This window comes from Corynebacterium ihumii, assembly GCF_028609825.1.
Taxonomy (GTDB): domain Bacteria; phylum Actinomycetota; class Actinomycetes; order Mycobacteriales; family Mycobacteriaceae; genus Corynebacterium; species Corynebacterium afermentans.
This window is the reverse complement of the sequence record NZ_CP063190.1, coordinates 1,269,751-1,285,157: the sequence shown is the minus strand read 5'-3', so window position 1 is coordinate 1,285,157 and position 15,407 is coordinate 1,269,751. Positions and strand designations below refer to the sequence as shown.

The 15,407-nt window shown below is 63.6% G+C and carries 11 protein-coding genes; 6 read left to right on the top strand and 5 right to left on the bottom strand.

Features of this window, described 5'->3' with window-relative positions; all coding sequences use genetic code 11:
- The first annotated feature begins 82 nt into the window (after window positions 1-82).
- A complete protein-coding gene (locus CIHUM_RS06330) occupies window positions 83-2,314 on the top strand; it encodes a RelA/SpoT family protein (protein WP_051106379.1) in 2,232 nt (743 codons plus the stop codon).
- 185 nt (window positions 2,315-2,499) lie between these two features.
- Window positions 2,500-4,554: a bifunctional metallophosphatase/5'-nucleotidase gene (locus CIHUM_RS06325; protein WP_034998828.1), complete on the top strand. Its 2,055-nt coding sequence runs from the start codon at window positions 2,500-2,502 to the stop codon at window positions 4,552-4,554.
- A gap of 227 nt (window positions 4,555-4,781) precedes the next feature.
- Here CIHUM_RS06325 and CIHUM_RS06320 read toward each other — a convergent pair whose 3' ends face one another.
- Together CIHUM_RS06320 and CIHUM_RS06315 are read right to left on the bottom strand one after the other, a co-directional pair.
- The gene (locus CIHUM_RS06320) at window positions 4,782-5,081 is read right to left on the bottom strand and encodes a hypothetical protein (protein ID WP_034998829.1); all 300 of its coding nucleotides are present in this window, start codon (window positions 5,079-5,081) and stop codon (window positions 4,782-4,784) included.
- Between the two features lie 142 nt (window positions 5,082-5,223).
- Window positions 5,224-6,183: a peptidylprolyl isomerase gene (locus CIHUM_RS06315; RefSeq protein ID WP_034998831.1), complete on the bottom strand. Its 960-nt coding sequence runs from the start codon at window positions 6,181-6,183 to the stop codon at window positions 5,224-5,226.
- A 107-nt stretch (window positions 6,184-6,290) separates the two neighbouring features.
- Between CIHUM_RS06315 and CIHUM_RS06310 the strand changes: the two genes are divergently transcribed.
- Entirely contained in the window at window positions 6,291-6,926 is a 636-nt protein-coding gene (locus CIHUM_RS06310; RefSeq protein WP_187370384.1) for an MBL fold metallo-hydrolase, read from the top strand.
- Between the two features lie 48 nt (window positions 6,927-6,974).
- Window positions 6,975-8,273 carry a histidine--tRNA ligase gene (gene hisS / locus CIHUM_RS06305; protein WP_034998835.1) on the top strand — a complete coding sequence of 433 codons (1,299 nt, stop codon included), beginning with the start codon at window positions 6,975-6,977 and terminating at the stop codon, window positions 8,271-8,273.
- Here the strand turns inward: hisS and CIHUM_RS06300 are convergent.
- Both CIHUM_RS06300 and CIHUM_RS06295 read right to left on the bottom strand, forming a co-directional pair.
- Window positions 8,270-9,664: an L-serine ammonia-lyase gene (locus CIHUM_RS06300; protein ID WP_034999322.1), complete on the bottom strand. Its 1,395-nt coding sequence runs from the start codon at window positions 9,662-9,664 to the stop codon at window positions 8,270-8,272. The genes hisS and CIHUM_RS06300 overlap by 4 nt on opposite strands.
- Window positions 9,665-9,719: 55 nt before the next feature.
- A complete protein-coding gene (locus tag CIHUM_RS06295; RefSeq protein WP_034999324.1) occupies window positions 9,720-10,442 on the bottom strand; it encodes a CBS domain-containing protein in 723 nt (240 codons plus the stop codon).
- Between the two features lie 173 nt (window positions 10,443-10,615).
- On the opposite strand from CIHUM_RS06295, the gene CIHUM_RS06290 reads away from it, so the two are divergent.
- The gene (locus CIHUM_RS06290) at window positions 10,616-12,334 is read left to right on the top strand and encodes an IS3 family transposase (RefSeq protein ID WP_273680163.1); all 1,719 of its coding nucleotides are present in this window, start codon (window positions 10,616-10,618) and stop codon (window positions 12,332-12,334) included.
- A 136-nt stretch (window positions 12,335-12,470) separates the two neighbouring features.
- On the opposite strand, the gene ypfJ is transcribed toward CIHUM_RS06290, so the two are convergent.
- On the bottom strand, window positions 12,471-13,397 hold the full coding sequence (ypfJ, locus tag CIHUM_RS06285; protein ID WP_034998836.1) for a KPN_02809 family neutral zinc metallopeptidase: 927 nt from the start codon (window positions 13,395-13,397) through the stop codon (window positions 12,471-12,473).
- Between the two features lie 181 nt (window positions 13,398-13,578).
- Between ypfJ and aspS the strand changes: the two genes are divergently transcribed.
- Complete coding sequence (gene aspS, locus CIHUM_RS06280) at window positions 13,579-15,402, top strand: aspartate--tRNA ligase (protein WP_034999326.1); 1,824 nt, start codon at window positions 13,579-13,581, stop codon at window positions 15,400-15,402.
- Window positions 15,403-15,407 lie beyond the last annotated feature (5 nt).

Genomic DNA, 15,407 nt, shown 5'->3' with positions numbered 1-15,407 from the left:
TTAGTCGCGGGAGAAGTTCTGGAATCGGAGGCTAAAAGTGTCTGACAAGCCGGTGAAGAGGACAGGCCCCTCCGTGCGCAGCATGTCTGCCCGTCTGGCGCGGTCGCTGACGGGCAACAGCCGGTCGAAGACAAACCCGGTGCTGGACCCGCTGCTGTCGTTGCACCGCAAATTCCACCCCAAGGCTGACGCGGAACTGCTCGACCGCGCGTATTCCACTGCGGAGCGCCTGCACGAGGGGGTTTTCCGTAAATCGGGGGATCCGTACATCACGCACCCACTCGCGGTGGCGGCCATCTGCGCCGAAATTGGCATGGACACCACCACGCTGGTGGCGGCGCTGCTGCACGACACGGTGGAGGACACCGACTACTCCCTCGACGACCTCACCCGCGATTTCGGGCCCGAGGTGGCCAAACTGGTCAACGGGGTGACCAAGCTGGACAAGGTTGCGCTCGGCGCGGCGGCCGAGGCGGAGACCATCCGCAAGATGATCGTGGCGATGGCAGAAGATCCGCGCGTGCTGGTGATCAAGGTGGCCGACCGCCTGCACAACATGCGGACCATGCGCTTTCTGCCGCCGGAGAAGCAGGCGAAGAAGGCGCAGGAAACGCTCGACGTCATCGCCCCGCTGGCGCACCGCCTGGGCATGGCGAGTGTGAAGTGGGAGTTGGAAGACCTGGCTTTCGCCATCCTGCAGCCGAAGAAGTACGAGGAGATTGTGCGCATGGTCGCGGACCACGCGCCGTCCCGCGACAGGGCGCTGCGGGAGATCACCGACGTGCTGCAACGAGAGCTTGCCTCCAACGGCATCACCGCCGAGGTGATGGGGCGACCGAAACACTACTGGTCGATTTACCAGAAGATGGCCGTGCGCGGCCACGACTTCAACGAGATCTTCGACCTGGTGGGCATTCGCGTGCTGGTAGAGACCGTCAACGACTGCTACGCGGCGATCGGCGTGGTGCACTCCCTGTACTCCGTGATGCCGGGCCGGTTCAAGGACTACATCTCCAACCCGCGTTTCGGTGTGTACCAGTCGCTGCACACCACGGTGATGACGCAGACAGGCCGCCCGCTCGAGGTGCAGGTGCGCACCCATGAGATGCACTACAACGCCGAGTTCGGCGTGGCGGCGCACTGGCGCTACAAAGAAACGAAGGGCTCGCACAAGGGCGACCAGTCCGAAGTGGACCAGATGGCGTGGATGCGCCAGCTGCTGGACTGGCAGAAGGAAGCAGCCGACCCGAACGAGTTCCTGGATTCCCTGCGCTACGACCTAGCGAGCCAGCAAATCTTCGCCTTTACCCCGAAGGGCGATGTGGTGGACCTGCCCGCTGGTTCCACCCCGGTGGACTTCGCATATGCGGTGCACACCGAGGTTGGCCACCGCTGCATTGGCGCCAAGGTCAACGGCAAACTGGTGACGTTGGAAACTGAGCTCAAATCCGGCGACAGGGTGGAGATCTTCACCTCCAAGGACCAGAACGCGGGACCGTCGCGCGACTGGCGGGATTTTGTGGTTTCCCCGCGCGCTAAGGCGAAGATCCGCCAGTGGTTTGCCAAGGAGCGCCGTGAAGAGCAGCTCGAGGCGGGCCGCGATGCGCTGGCCGCGGAGGTGCAGCGCGGCGGGTTGCCAATGCACCGTCTTTTCACCAACGAGTCCATGCGACAGGTGGCTACTCGCCTGCACTACCAGGACGTGGACGCGCTGTACACGGCGATCGGCGCGGGCAACGTCTCCAGTCAGCACGTCGCGCACCTGCTGATGGACATGTTCGGCGGCGACGACGACGCTGTTGATGCGCTCACGGCGCGTACCCCGATGTCGGCGTTGGTGCGCCCGCAGGCCAGCGGCGACGGTCCCGCGATCCTGGTGGAGGGCAGCCCGGATGTGATGGCGAAGCTGGCTAAGTGCTGCCAGCCGGTGCCCGGCGACGCCATTTTCGGTTTTGTCACCCGCGGCGGGGGAGTGTCGGTGCACCGCACCGATTGCACCAACGCCAACAAGCTCAAGGGCGAGCCGGAGCGCCTGGTCGATGTCGAGTGGGCGAACCAGCGTTCGCACAAGAGCTCGTCGCGGGCCACCATCCAGCTGGAGGCACTGGACCGAAATGGCCTGCTCACGGAGACCACCGGGGTGCTTTCGGAGGCAAAGCTGCCCATCCTGGCCATGTCGTCTCAGGCGGGAGACGACCGCATCGCCATGATTCGTTTGACCATCGAGGTCTCCGATATCAAGCAGCTGGGATCCATCATGAATCAGATCCGCAACATCGAGGGAGTCTTCGACGTCTATCGCGTCACTGCTTAACGACGGCCAAAGGTTCCCCTCACCCTCACCCAAACCTGCCTCCAGGTTTCCAGCAGGTGAATTGTTGGTGCACGCGAGGTTATTTCCCCAGCAAAAGTGAGAGCGGTCTGGGTGGTTGCCCTGCGGGAACGCCGGAAAAGAGATACAAGGAAAGGACACCGTCCCCCGAATTTGAGGAGTTCCCCGTGTTTGATTTCCGCCGCGCTGGCGCGCTGATCGCCGCAACCACCACGACCGCCGTTGTGCTCACCGCAGCACCGTTCGTTGCAGCTGCTGAGGCTGACCAGGTCACCATCAACGTCGCCAACATCACCGACTTCCACGGTCGCCTGGAGTACAACGAGCGCAACAAGGAGATGGGTGCCGCCAACGTCGCCGGCATCATGAACTACATCCGCTCCAAGAACCCGAACACCATTGTCACCAACTCCGGCGACAACCAGGGCGGCTCCGCGTTTATCTCCGCGATCTCCGACGACAAGTACACCATGGACTTCGTCAACGCCATCGGCACCGATGGCACCGCCGTGGGCAACCACGAGTTCGACAAGGGCTACCAGGACCTGATCGAGCGCATCATCCCGGGCACCAACGACAAGCAGATCGGTGCGAACATCTTCAAGGAGGACGGCACCCGCGAGGTCAAGCCGTACATCATCGTCGAGCGCGATGGTGTCAAGATCGCGCTGGTGGGCACCACCTCCAACCTGACCGTAGCCAAGTCCAACCCGGAAAATGTCAAGGGCCTGGACATCAGGGACTCCGCGCTGCAGGTCAACGAGGAAGCCAAGAAGATCAAGGACAACGGCGAGGCAGACGTCGTCATCGCTTTGATCCACGATCCGGCCAAGGAAGCCTCCGAGAAGCTCGACAAGGACTACGTGGACTTCGTCTTCGGTGGCGACTCCCACATCCAGGACATGAACGTGGACGCGGATGTTCCGTACTTCCAGTCCTACGAGTACGGCAAGATCGTCACTGATCTGGCGTTCACCTTCGACAAGGAGACGAAGGACATCGTCTCCCACTCCGCGGAGCAGTACGACATCACCGACTTGGAGAAGCTCGGTATCACTCCGGACGAGGAGGTCGAGGCTCTGGTCGAAAAAGCCAAGGCTGAGGCGGACGAGCTGGGCCAGAAGGTTGTGGCCAAAGTTGGCGATACCTTCCAGCGCGGCTCCAACCCGGGTGACGAGACCGGCACCAACCGCGGCACTGAGTCCACCGCCAACAACATGATCGCCGAGTCCGCGCTGGTCGCCCTTGAGAAGTTCCTCGAGGAAGACATCGACTTAGGTGTGATGAATGCGGGCGGTGTCCGCGATGACCTCAAGGAAGGCGATGTGACCTACCAGCAGGCCTTCAGCGTCCAGCCGTTCGGCAACAGCATCGATGTCGCAACCCTCACCGGCGCGGCCATCAAGGAGGCCCTGGAAAACCAGTGGCAGACCCCGGAGGCCGCAGAAAAGTCGGGCCGCCCGCGCCTGGACATGGGCCTGTCCGACAACGTCTCCTACACCTACAACCCGGACGCCCCGCGCGGTGAGAAGATCACCTCTATCTCCATCGACGGCAAGCCGATGGAGATGGATAGGAAGTACCGCGTGGCAGCATCTTCCTTCCTCTTTGACGGCGGTGACGAATTCATCGACCCGGCCAAGGCGACTGAGCGCAACACCGTGGGCTACAACGACCTGCAGGCGTTCGTTGACTACCTCGAGTCCGGCGCTGCCAAGATCCGCACGGGTCAGAAGGACGTCGGCGTTGTGCTCCCGGAGGGCGGCCTGAAGGCTGGCCAGAAGAACACCATCGAGCTGACCTCCCTGAGCTACTCCTCCGAGGGTGAGCCGATGGCGAAGACCGCTTCCGTCAAGCTGGGCGAAGCAACCGCCGAGGCCGAGGTGGACAACGAGGTCACCGAAGCCGACACGGGCTTCGGCGAGCAGGGCCGCGCAAAGGTCGAGCTCGAGATCCCGGCAGAGGCCACAGGTGAGCAGACCCTGGAGATCACCACCGACGCAGGCACCAAGGTGTCCCTGCCGGTGACCGTCGCTCAGGCTGACAAACCGGCTGAAGACGACGGCAAGGACAAGCCGGCTGAGGACAACGGCTCCTCCGATGCACCGATCGGTGTCATCCTCGGTGTGATCGCCGCTGTCCTGGTACTGGTGCTCCCGCTGGCACTGGCATTCCCGATCGACTCGGTGCTCGGCCCGATCGCGCTGATCAACAACAAGTAAGACGAGCATGAGCCTGATCTGATACAGGTTGCACGCGACAGCGCCGCCGATTCCCCACGGCTGGGAAACGGCGGCGCTGCTTATTTGAAGGAATGAAAAGAACCGGCTACCTAGAGCCGGTTACCTTTGGAAAATTCCGTTGGTAGCCGGTTGTAGGGAGCCGGTTTTGTCTACACGCAGCAACGCGGGAGACCACCCGCGCTGCTTCGAGGACAGCGGCGCGAGGACTAGCGTGCGAACTTGGCCGCGATGGAGAGCACCTGGGTGAGCATGCCGATGATCGCGGTGACCACGGCGATCCAGCTCTTCAGCTCCTCCGGGCTCATGTCCTCGATGGAGGAACCTTCCTCATCAGACGAGGACAAGCTGTCCTTGATGGTCTTCTTGTCAGAGTCCTTGTCGTTGGAGTCCTTGGACTTGCTCTCCGCGGTGTCGTTGACAGTGGGTGCAGCGTCGGCGACTGCGGCGCCGGAAATCATGACCGCGGTGGCGGTTGCTGCCGCTGCAAGGCTGGTGCGAAGCTTCATCGAATTTTCCTCACTCGTAAAAATGTGTGTTCTTCTCGGAATGCTAATGGGTGCGCTGGTGGTGCGCTACACCGGACAGCAGATTTTGAGGTGATTCCCAGAGCTACGTCGCTTCAGCGCGCGGAAGCGTTACTCCACCGTGCTACTTCACGGACGCCTTTTTGACGCGGACCTCGTCGGCCGGGGCGCCGCCCTGCTGACCACCTTCAACGCCAGCCTCGGCGATCTTGTCCAGGGTGGCAAGACCCTCGTCGTCGATCTGGCCGAAGTAGGTGTACAGCGGCGGCAGCACGGAGTCGCCGTAGTTGAGGAAGAACTGGGAGCCGTTGGTGTCCACGCCGGCGTTCGCCATGGCGATGGTGCCGCGGTCGTAGCGCTGCGGCTCGCTGCTTTGCTGCAGCAGCATCGTCTTGGCCTGCATCATCTCTTCCTCCGAGGCACCCTCCGGGATGCCCGCCTCAGACAGGTCGATGCCCTCAAGCGCCTTGTCGGTGGGCAGCTCGTTAGCGAACTGGAAGCCCGGTCCGCCGGCGCCGGTGCCGGCACGGTCGCCGCACTGCAGCACCTTCAGGCCGTCGCCTGTAGTCAGGCGGTGGCAGACGGTGTCGTCGTAGAAGCCTTCCTCAGCGAGGTACTCGATGGCGTTGACGGTGCAGGGGGAGGCCGCACGGTCCAGCTCCATGCCGATCGGGCCCTGGTTGGTGTCCAGCTCAACGGTGAGGGTGCCCTCGGTGGACACTCCCTCAGTCTTCGGGGTGCCAACGCCGTCGCCGCCCTGCTCCGCAGCCTCGTTGTAGGCGCAGTTCACAGTCGGCGGCAGCGCCTGCTCGCGCTTAGTGGCGATCGGTTCGAACTCCGACGCGTCGAAAGGCTCCTGCTCCTCGGTAGTGGACTCGGAAGCAGCGGTAGTTTCGCTGGCAGCGAGGTCCTCGCCGCTGTCGTTGTTGGCCGCAAAGTAAATGCCGCCGCCGATCAGCGCGATCACTGCCGCGGAGATTGCCGCCACCGACCACGGGCGGGACTTTTCTTTGCGGTCGCGCGAGTCCAGCTCGCTTTTCAGGTGGGACAGGGCTTCTTTGCCGCGCTGTTCGTTCGATGCCACTGGGGTTTACACCTCGCCAATTTGTTGGGATGGGCGGAGCTGGACGTCGTTAAGCATCCGCCCCTTGAACGGCTAGAAAGCCTATCAGCACCGATATAGTGGCCAGCATGAGAATCGCCGGTTTCGCCGCAGGACCTTTTCAAACCAACTGCTATGTCGTTGCTCATGGGGATCGCGCGTTTGTGATCGACCCGGGGCTGGGCGCGCACGAGGCGGTGAGCCAGATGGCGCAGGAGCAGGGGCTGACCGTCGAGGCGGTGGTGCTCACGCACGGCCACATCGACCACATCCGCGATGCCGCTGCGTTCGGAGTTGAGACGTTCATCCACCCCGCCGACGCATTCATGCTGCTGCGCGGCGAGGGGGTCAGCGAGCAAGCACGCCAGCTTTACGACGCCTCCGCCATGCCCCCAATCGACAACCCCACGCCGCTCGAGGATGGGCAAGCGCTGCAAGTCGCGGGCGTGGAGTTGCGCGTGGTGCACGCACCGGGGCACTCGCCGGGCTGTGTGATGCTTGTTGCCGACGATGTGGTCTTCTCCGGAGACGTGCTGTTCCGCGGGTCTATCGGCCGTACGGACCTGCCGGATTCGGACCCGGAGCAGATGCGTCAGTCCCTCCGCGATCCGGTGTGGGATCTGAGCGACGAACTGCAGGTGCTGCCCGGCCACGGCCCGGCTACGACGGTAGCGCAGGAGCGCGCAACCAACCCGTACCTGCGCCAGGCCAACTCGGACCGCTAAACGGGTACTCGCTCCGGGCGGGGGAGGGCTGGACTAGACTTGCCCGGTGTGAGCGAGAACAAGAACGACCAGTTTCAGAAGCTTTCCGCCCCGAAGGGTGTGCCGGATTACGCGCCGCCGCAATCGGCGGCGTTTATCCATGTGCGCGACGAGTTTGCCCGCCAGGCGCGCATCGCCGGCTACCAGCACATCGAGCTGCCGGTGTTCGAGGACACGACGCTCTTCGCCCGCGGTGTGGGCGAATCCACTGACGTGGTGAGCAAGGAGATGTACACCTTCGAGGACCGCGGCGGCCGCTCCGTCACGCTGCGCCCGGAGGGCACTGCCGGCGTGATGCGCGCGTTTATCGAGCACAACATGGACCGCGGTTACCTGCCGGTGAAGCTGAATTACTACGGCCCGTTCTTCCGCTACGAGCGCCCCCAGGCCGGCCGTTACCGCCAGCTGCAGCAGGTGGGCGTGGAGGCCATCGGCATGGACGATCCGCTGTTAGACGCTGAGGTCATCGCGTTGGCCGACCGTAGCTACCGTGCTATCGGCCTGAGCGGGTTCCGCCTCGAGCTGACCAGCCTGGGCGATAGGAACTGCCGGCCGGCGTACCGCGAGAAGCTGCAGCAGTTCCTCTTCGACCTGCCGTTGGACGAGGAAACCCGCAAGCGCGCGGAGATCAACCCGCTGCGCGTGCTGGACGACAAGCGCGAGGAAGTCCGCGAGATGACCGCGGATGCGCCGCTGATGCTGGATCACCTCTGCGACGATTGCCGCGCCCACTTCGACGCTGTCACCGCGGCTCTGGACAGCTTCGGTGTGCCGTACGTGATCAACCCCCGCATGGTGCGCGGGCTGGACTACTACACCAAGACCACTTTCGAGTTCGTCCACGACGGCTTGGGCGCGCAGTCCGGCATCGGCGGCGGCGGCCGCTACGACGGCTTGATGGCCCAGATCGGCGGCCCGGATCTGTCCGGCATCGGCTACGGCCTCGGCGTCGACCGCGCCGTCCTCGCCCTTGAGGCTGAGGGCGTCGAGCTCGAAGAGGCTTCGCACCGTGTGGACGTGTTTGGCATCGCTATCGGCGACAAGGCGCGTGTGAAGATGAGCAAGCTTATCGACGAGCTCCGCGCCGCTGGCGTTTCCGCCGACATGTCCTACGGGCAGCGCGGACTCAAGGGCTCGATGAAGGGCGCCGATCGCGCCGGTGCGAAGTACGCGCTCGTGCTCGGCGAGCGCGAGTTGGAGGCCGGCGAGGTGGCTGTGAAGGACCTCGCGCAGCACTCGCAGGAGTCCGTGGCGCTGTCAGTCCAGGCCGTGACCCAGGCGATCGCCAGCGGGGGAGCCGACATTTAGCACTCGGTGATGTTCACCGGCAGGCCCAGTTGCACTGCAAGGCCGCCCATGGACGTCTCCTTGTACTGCGTCATCATGTCGCGGCCGGTGGCGGCCATGGTCTCCACCACATCGTCGAGGGTGACGATGTTGGTGCCGTCGCCGAGCTTGGCCAGACGGGCTGCGTTGATGGCCTTCACACCGCCGATGGCGTTGCGCTCGATGCAGGGCACTTGCACAAGCCCGCCGACGGGGTCGCAGGTCAGGCCGAGGTTGTGCTCGAGGGCGATCTCCGCGGCGTTTTCCACCTGGGCAGGCGTGCCACCCAGCGCGGCGCACATGCCGGCGGCCGCCATGGATGAGGCAGAGCCGACCTCGCCCTGGCAGCCCACCTCAGCACCTGAGATGGATGCGTTGGTCTTGATAATGGAGCCGACTGCGCCCGCAGTGAGCAGGAAGTTGCGGGCGCGCTCGACGGTGAAGTCGTCGGTGAAGTCGCGGCAGTAGTGCATCACCGCGGGGATGATGCCGGCGGCGCCGTTCGTCGGCGCGGTGACCACCTGGCCGTGCGCGGCGTTTTCCTCGTTGACGGCCAGCGCGTAGAGGTTGACCCACTCCATCGCGTCCAGCCCGCGGGCGGTGGACGCTTCGTACTCGGCGGTGAGCAGGCGGTGGAGACGGTTCGCGCGCCGCCTGACGTTCAGCCCGCCGGGCAGGGTGCCCTCAGTCTTCAAACCGTGTGCGACGCATTCCTGCATCACGTTCCACACCGCGTCCAAGTGGGCGTCGAGTTTTTCACGGCCGTGGATGGACTCTTCGTTGGCGCGCATGATTTCGGCGATGGTCAAGCCGGTCTCGTCGCAAAGCTGCATGAGCTCCGCTGCGGTGTTGAAGGGATAGGGCACCGACGGAATCTCACGGGCGGAGGCCACGCCGGTTTCGTCGCGGTGAGCCTCCATCTCCCAGCGGTCTTGGATGAAGCCGCCGCCGACGGAGTAGTAATCCTCGCGCTCGGCAAGCACATTGCCGTTTGCGTCCCACGCGTCGAAGATGAGGCAGTTCGGGTGCGCCGCCACAGGAGCGGGGTCGAACCGCAGCACGTACTCGACGGTGCCGGCCGGCCCGGAAATGTGGCCGGTGGCGGGAATCGGCTCTCCCGGTTTCGGCTCGACATCAGCCGACGTGGTCGTGGGGGTGTAGCCGACAAGGCCCAGCAGCGCTGCGCGATCGGTGCCGTGGCCGACGCCGGTGGCCGCGAGAGATCCGCGCAGCTCCACCAGCACCTTGGCCGGGAAGCTGTCGAGATTGCGTATGAACGTTTGGGCGGCGCGCATCGGACCGACGGTGTGGGAGGAAGACGGGCCGATGCCAATGCTGAACAGGTCAACAACGCTTACAAAGTTTGCAGACATGTCGCGGATACTACAGCACGAAAAGGTGTGCAGCGCCACAGCGAAACCGGGTTTATTAGGTTTCCTGCGCAAGGGCCGGAATGTCGGTCGCACCTAGCACCGATATCGGCTTCTGCGTCGGCTTTCCGTGTTCGGTGATGATGGCGAGGCGGGGAACCGCGCCAGACTCGAGCGGGGTGCTCAGCGCCTCTACGGCAGCCGCCGCGGTGACGTTGCGCGGCAGGAAAATCGGCTGGTCCAACTTGCCGCTGTGTTCAATCACGTCTGCCACGGTGCCTGCCGCGATCGTGTCGTCCTCACGCAGCTCTGCTGCCAGCCACCGCGCAATCGCATTGGTGGTGAGGAGGCCGACGCACTCGCCGCCTTCGTAGACCGGGAATTGGGCGAGGCCCTCAGAGGCGATAATCCCTAGCGGCTCGTGGATGTCGGCGTCAGGGGAGAAGGTGACCACCCGCTGGTGCTCAACTACTTCCAGAGCCAGCGTCGGTGCGAGCAGCGAATCCCGGATCCGCTCGATCTCGACGACGGTTTCCGGCAGTGGCTCGGCGATCGGGCGCAAGTTGTCGTACTCGCCGTGGCTAATCGCGTTGCGCAGATCGGCGAACTCCTGCAGCGTCTCGGATTGCTCCAGTGCGACAATGCCCTTCTTCGCCGCGAGACGGGCCATCCACGAAAAAGAATCGGACCGTTTGGCATCGAGTTCGGTGCGCAAGAATTTCTCGATGGAGTTGAACGCAGCAAGAAACGGCACGGCGCGGTTGGGCTCAGCATTGCTCATGCCGGCCACTGTAGCGTCGTGCCGTTTCGAAGTGGATAGCAAGCGTTTCGGTGGGTTTTTGGCGTGGGCTCCATCCGCGAATCCAGCTATCACGGTCCAGCTAATCGGCCCAAGGGGGCGATAAAGGGAGCGCGGACAAAAAGTTGGAGTGTTGGGGGCTGGAAGGTATTCCGATGCCCGCAGGGTTTCCATCTGATATCCGCGATGGTGCGGTTGAGAGGTTTTTGGCTGGGTCGTCTGCCCGTGAGGCCTGCGACTGGGCTGAAGACGCGTGTGGTCGCCGACCGTCGGTAGACACGGTCGGCAACTGGGTTGCAGCCAAGCGCCGCGGCCAGAGCTTTGACGGTGCCAGACGCGCCTACGACGCTGAGACCATCGCAAAAGTTGTCGCACGCAGGTTGACCTCACAGGCGACGGTGCGTGACATCGCTGTGGAGTTCGACGTCAACGACACCGCGGCGCTGACCTGGACGAAGCGGTATTGGCCCGACGATGACGAACGCGTTTTGGCAGCGTCGATGACATTCGACGAGGCCTATGCGGCGACAATGGAACGCGTGAGCAAGCAACGCAAAGTCCAACGCAACCATCAGCAGCAGCGAGTCGATAAGGCAGCCGATGCGAAACGACCACCACGGCCAGTCAACGAGTGGCTGCCGGGGCCTGGTCCGGTAGACGATATCGCTGATTTACCCAGTGACATGGACGAGCTGAAAAAGCTCATTGTTGAGATGCGTGACCGGGAAACGGTCAAAGACGCCATTATCCAAGTGCTCATGAGCGATGGTGAGCCGCGGGGAAAAGACGACGTCCGTGACGGTGAGCTGTCCACCGCGGCGAAAGCCGCTGTGGTGGTTGCCCTCACGGACGCCCACGGGTTTTCCATCGCGCAAGCATGCGCGGTAGTCGGGATTGCGCAGTCGACGTTTTACTACCACCGACACAAACACACGAAGGTGGTGCAACAGCGCGAACAGCGCCGCGCTGCACTTAAACCATTGATCTTGCAGGCAGCGGCCGAATCCGGACAAAGCTACGGATACCGACGCATCCACGCCTGGTTGAAGATCATGGGGCATACGGTGTCGGAAAAGATCGTGCGCACCCTCATGGCGGATCTGGGGTGCCGCCCGCCAGCGAAGGCGTCGGGCAAGTACTCCTCCTACACCGGTGAAACCGACCACAAGCCAGCAAACCTGCTACTGATCACCCCAACCGACGGCACCGACGATGACCGGGATTCGGATGTGGCCCGCCCGGTGATCGAACCGTCGCAGTACTTCACCGACCACGCCGACGCCAAAGGGCTTACCCACGATTTCCACGCGGATGCGCCGTGGGAGAAAATCGGCACTGATGTCACCGAAATCCACTGCCCAGACGGGAAGTTGTTCCTGTCGGCAGCGATCGATTTCTACGACGGGATGCCGATTGCAGTGACCATGTCGACGTCACCGAATCACGATCTTGTCGCCGAGATGATCGCGCGAATCGACAAGCTAAAACCCGACGGTGCGCAACCAATCATCCATTCCGACCGCGGTGGGCTCTACCGCAGCCCACGCTGGGTCAGCCTGATTACCAACCACGCCCACAACAGCCTGGATTGCCCGGACTGCCAGGCCGATGCGTGGTGTGACAACCGGTGGCGCTACATCCCGTCACTGTCACGCAAAGCCACCAGCGGCGACAATGCGCGCACCGAAGGGTTCTTCGGCACGATGAAACAGGAACTGCTCAAAGGCAGACCTGTGGTGTCAACGATGACGGTGGCGCAGATGCGCGACTATATTGACACCTACATCGACTTCTACATCCACAGACGATTGAAGTCGACACTCGGCGACGGGTACACCACCATCGCCGAACACCGACAAGCACTGAGTGCATAACAACGAGACAAAGTCCCCCAAACGCACTCCAAGATTTTGTCCGCAGCCCCTAAACGAGGTGCCACTAGCTGGATCCAGCCCCGGCGGGGTAAAGGGGAAAGGATGCGATAGATCTCGTGCGCGGTGAGTCGGCGGTTTAGCTCTTGTACACGCCGCGGTTGAGCGTGTCGCAAGCTGACATTTGGCCAGTTTCGTAGCCGGACTTGAACGCCTGCATGCGCTGTTCCGAAGAACCGTGGGTCCACGCGTCCGGGTCGACCTCGCCGCCGGAGCGCTTCTGGATGTTGTCGTCGCCGATGGATTGCGCCGCCTGCAGCGCCTGTTGCAGCTGCTCGTCGGTGATCGGCTCAAGTGCTGCGTTCTCACCCTTGGAGGCGTGGTGCGCCCACAGGCCCGCGTAGCAGTCGGCCTGCAGCTCGATAGCCACCGCGGCGGAATCCTGGCCCGGGTTCTTGTAGTCGCTTAAACCGAGGGTGCCCTCAAGGTTTTGGATGTGGTGGCCGTACTCGTGAGCGGTGGCGTACTCCTGCGCCAGCGGGCCGTTGGAGCCGCCGAGCTGGGACAGCTGGTCGAAGAAGCTAACGTCCAGGTACGCGGTGGTGTCCTGCGGGCAGTAGAACGGGCCGGTGTCAGAGCTTGCAAAGCCACAGCCGGAGTTCACGCTGCCTTTGAAGATGGTCATCTCCGGTTTGGTGAACTGGGTTTCGGACTGGGCAGGCAGCACGTCTGCCCAAACGGCGTTCAACGACCCCATCGTCGCTGCCGCGCGGCAATCGTCGTACTCGTTGGAAGAACCGGCTTCCTGGCAGTGCTCCAGCGAGTACTCGTCCTGGGACTGCGACTGGGAGTCGTTGCCTCCACCACCGAGAATGCCGTTGAACGCACCGCTGAAGTACAGCAGCGCCAGCAGGACCAAAATGATGGTTCCGCCGCCGCCTCCGCGCAAAAGGAGCGGCAGCAGCATCATCGCGCCGCCACCCAGGCCGCCGCCTCCGCGGCCGCCACCGGAACTGGTATTGACGTTGCCACCTTGGCCCTGCGCGTAATCGCCTCTGAAAGTCATGGTCAGAATTGTGCCAAATACCTAGGGCACGTGTTGGATCTGGGTCGGTTTAGTCGGGGGCCAGTCCCGTACGAGGTACCCAGTTCTCTAGCGTGCTTCAGGGGGGCGGACGCGCGTCGCCTCAGCGCCGGGTAAACTTTGCCAGGTTAGATTCGCCATCACGTGGAAGGACGTGGAAACCGTGCTGCGCACTCACCTTGCGGGGAACCTGAATAAAGAACTCGAAGGCCAAACTGTCACTCTCACCGGCTGGGTGGCCCGCCGTCGCGACCATGGCGGCGTGATCTTTATCGACCTGCGCGACCGCTCTGGGCTGGCTCAGGTGGTCTTCCGTGAGTCCGCGGTCGCGGAGGCCGCGCATGACCTGCGCAGCGAGTTTGTCGTCCAGGTCACTGGCACGGTTGAGCCACGCCCGGAGGGCTCGGCGAACCCGAACCTCGCCTCCGGTGAGATCGAGGTCAACGTCACTGACCTGAAGGTGCTGAACAAGGCGGCGGCGCTGCCGTTCCAGATCGAGGACGCATCCTCCAGCGAGGTCGGCGAGGAAGCTCGCCTGCGCTATCGCTACCTGGATCTGCGCCGCGAGCGCCAGGCGAAAGCGATGCGTCTGCGCGCGAAGGCGAACCAGGCAGCGCGCCGCGTGCTGGACAACCACGACTTCACCGAGATTGAAACCCCGACGCTGACGCGCTCCACCCCGGAGGGCGCGCGTGACTTCCTCGTGCCGGCTCGTTTGAAGCCGGGCTCCTGGTACGCGCTGCCGCAGTCGCCGCAGCTGTTCAAGCAGCTACTCATGGTGGCCGGCATGGAGCGTTACTACCAGCTGGCACGCTGCTACCGCGACGAGGATTTCCGTGCGGACCGTCAGCCGGAGTTCACCCAGCTAGACGTTGAGGCCAGCTTCGTGGACCAGGACGACATCATCGAGCTCGCCGAAGAGATCCTGGTGGAGCTGTGGAAGCTGATCGGCTACGACATCCAGACTCCGATCCCGCGCATGACCTACAAGGAGGCGATGGAGAAGTACGGCTCTGACAAGCCGGACCTGCGCTTCGACATCCCGCTGGTGGAGTGCACCGAGTTCTTCAAGGACACCACCTTCCGCGTGTTCAAGGCCGAGTACGTCGGCGCCGTTGTCATGGAAGGCGGCGCCTCCCAGCCGCGTCGCCAGCTCGATGCGTGGCAGGAGTGGGCGAAGCAGCGCGGCGCCAAGGGTCTTGCCTACATCCTGGTCCAGGAGGACGGCGAGTTGACTGGCCCGGTGGCCAAGAACATCACCGACGAGGAGAAGGCCGGCATCGCCGAGCACGTCGGCGCGAAGCCGGGCGACTGCATCTTCTTCGCCGCCGGCGAAACGAAGGCGTCCCGTGCGCTGCTGGGTGCAGCCCGCGGCGAGATTGCCCGCAAGCTGGACCTGATCAAGGACGGCGACTGGGCGTTTACCTGGGTCGTCGACGCGCCGCTGTTTGAGCCGGCCGCCGATGCCACCGCTTCCGGCGACGTCGCGCTCGGCCATTCCAAGTGGACCGCCGTGCATCACGCCTTTACCTCCCCGAAGCCGGAGTTCCTGGACAACTTCGAAAAGAACCCGGGCGAGGCACTCGCCTACGCCTACGACATCGTGTGCAACGGCAACGAGATCGGCGGCGGCTCCATCCGTATCCACGAGCACGATGTGCAAAAGCGCGTGTTCGAAGTCATGGGTATCACCGACGAGGAAGCGGACGAGAAGTTCGGCTTCCTGCTGGATGCATTCCAGTACGGCGCCCCGCCGCACGGCGGCATCGCCTTCGGTTGGGACCGCATCGTGTCCCTGCTCGGTGGCTTCGAATCCATCCGCGATGTCATCGCCTTCCCGAAGTCGGGCGGCGGCGTGGATCCGTTGACCGATGCCCCGGCGCCGATTCCGGCGGAGCAGCGCAAGGAGACCGGCGTGGACTTTAAGCCGAAGAAGGACGCCGAGAGCAAAGGCGGCGAGGCCGAGGCGGCAGGAGCCGACAAGTAGGCCAG

Bases quoted from the DNA above. Each gene is read 5' to 3' on its own strand.
- CIHUM_RS06295 (WP_034999324.1), bottom strand. From the start codon at position 10,442: ATGAGCAATGCTGAGCCCAACCGCGCCGTGCCGTTTCTTGCTGCGTTC.
- CIHUM_RS06320 (WP_034998829.1), bottom strand. From the start codon at position 5,081: ATGAAGCTTCGCACCAGCCTTGCAGCGGCAGCAACCGCCACCGCGGTC.
- CIHUM_RS06290 (WP_273680163.1), top strand. From the start codon at position 10,616: ATGCCCGCAGGGTTTCCATCTGATATCCGCGATGGTGCGGTTGAGAGG.
- CIHUM_RS06310 (WP_187370384.1), top strand. From the start codon at position 6,291: ATGAGAATCGCCGGTTTCGCCGCAGGACCTTTTCAAACCAACTGCTAT.
- ypfJ (WP_034998836.1), bottom strand. From the start codon at position 13,397: ATGACTTTCAGAGGCGATTACGCGCAGGGCCAAGGTGGCAACGTCAAT.
- CIHUM_RS06330 (WP_051106379.1), top strand. From the start codon at position 83: ATGTCTGCCCGTCTGGCGCGGTCGCTGACGGGCAACAGCCGGTCGAAG.
- CIHUM_RS06300 (WP_034999322.1), bottom strand. From the start codon at position 9,664: ATGTCTGCAAACTTTGTAAGCGTTGTTGACCTGTTCAGCATTGGCATC.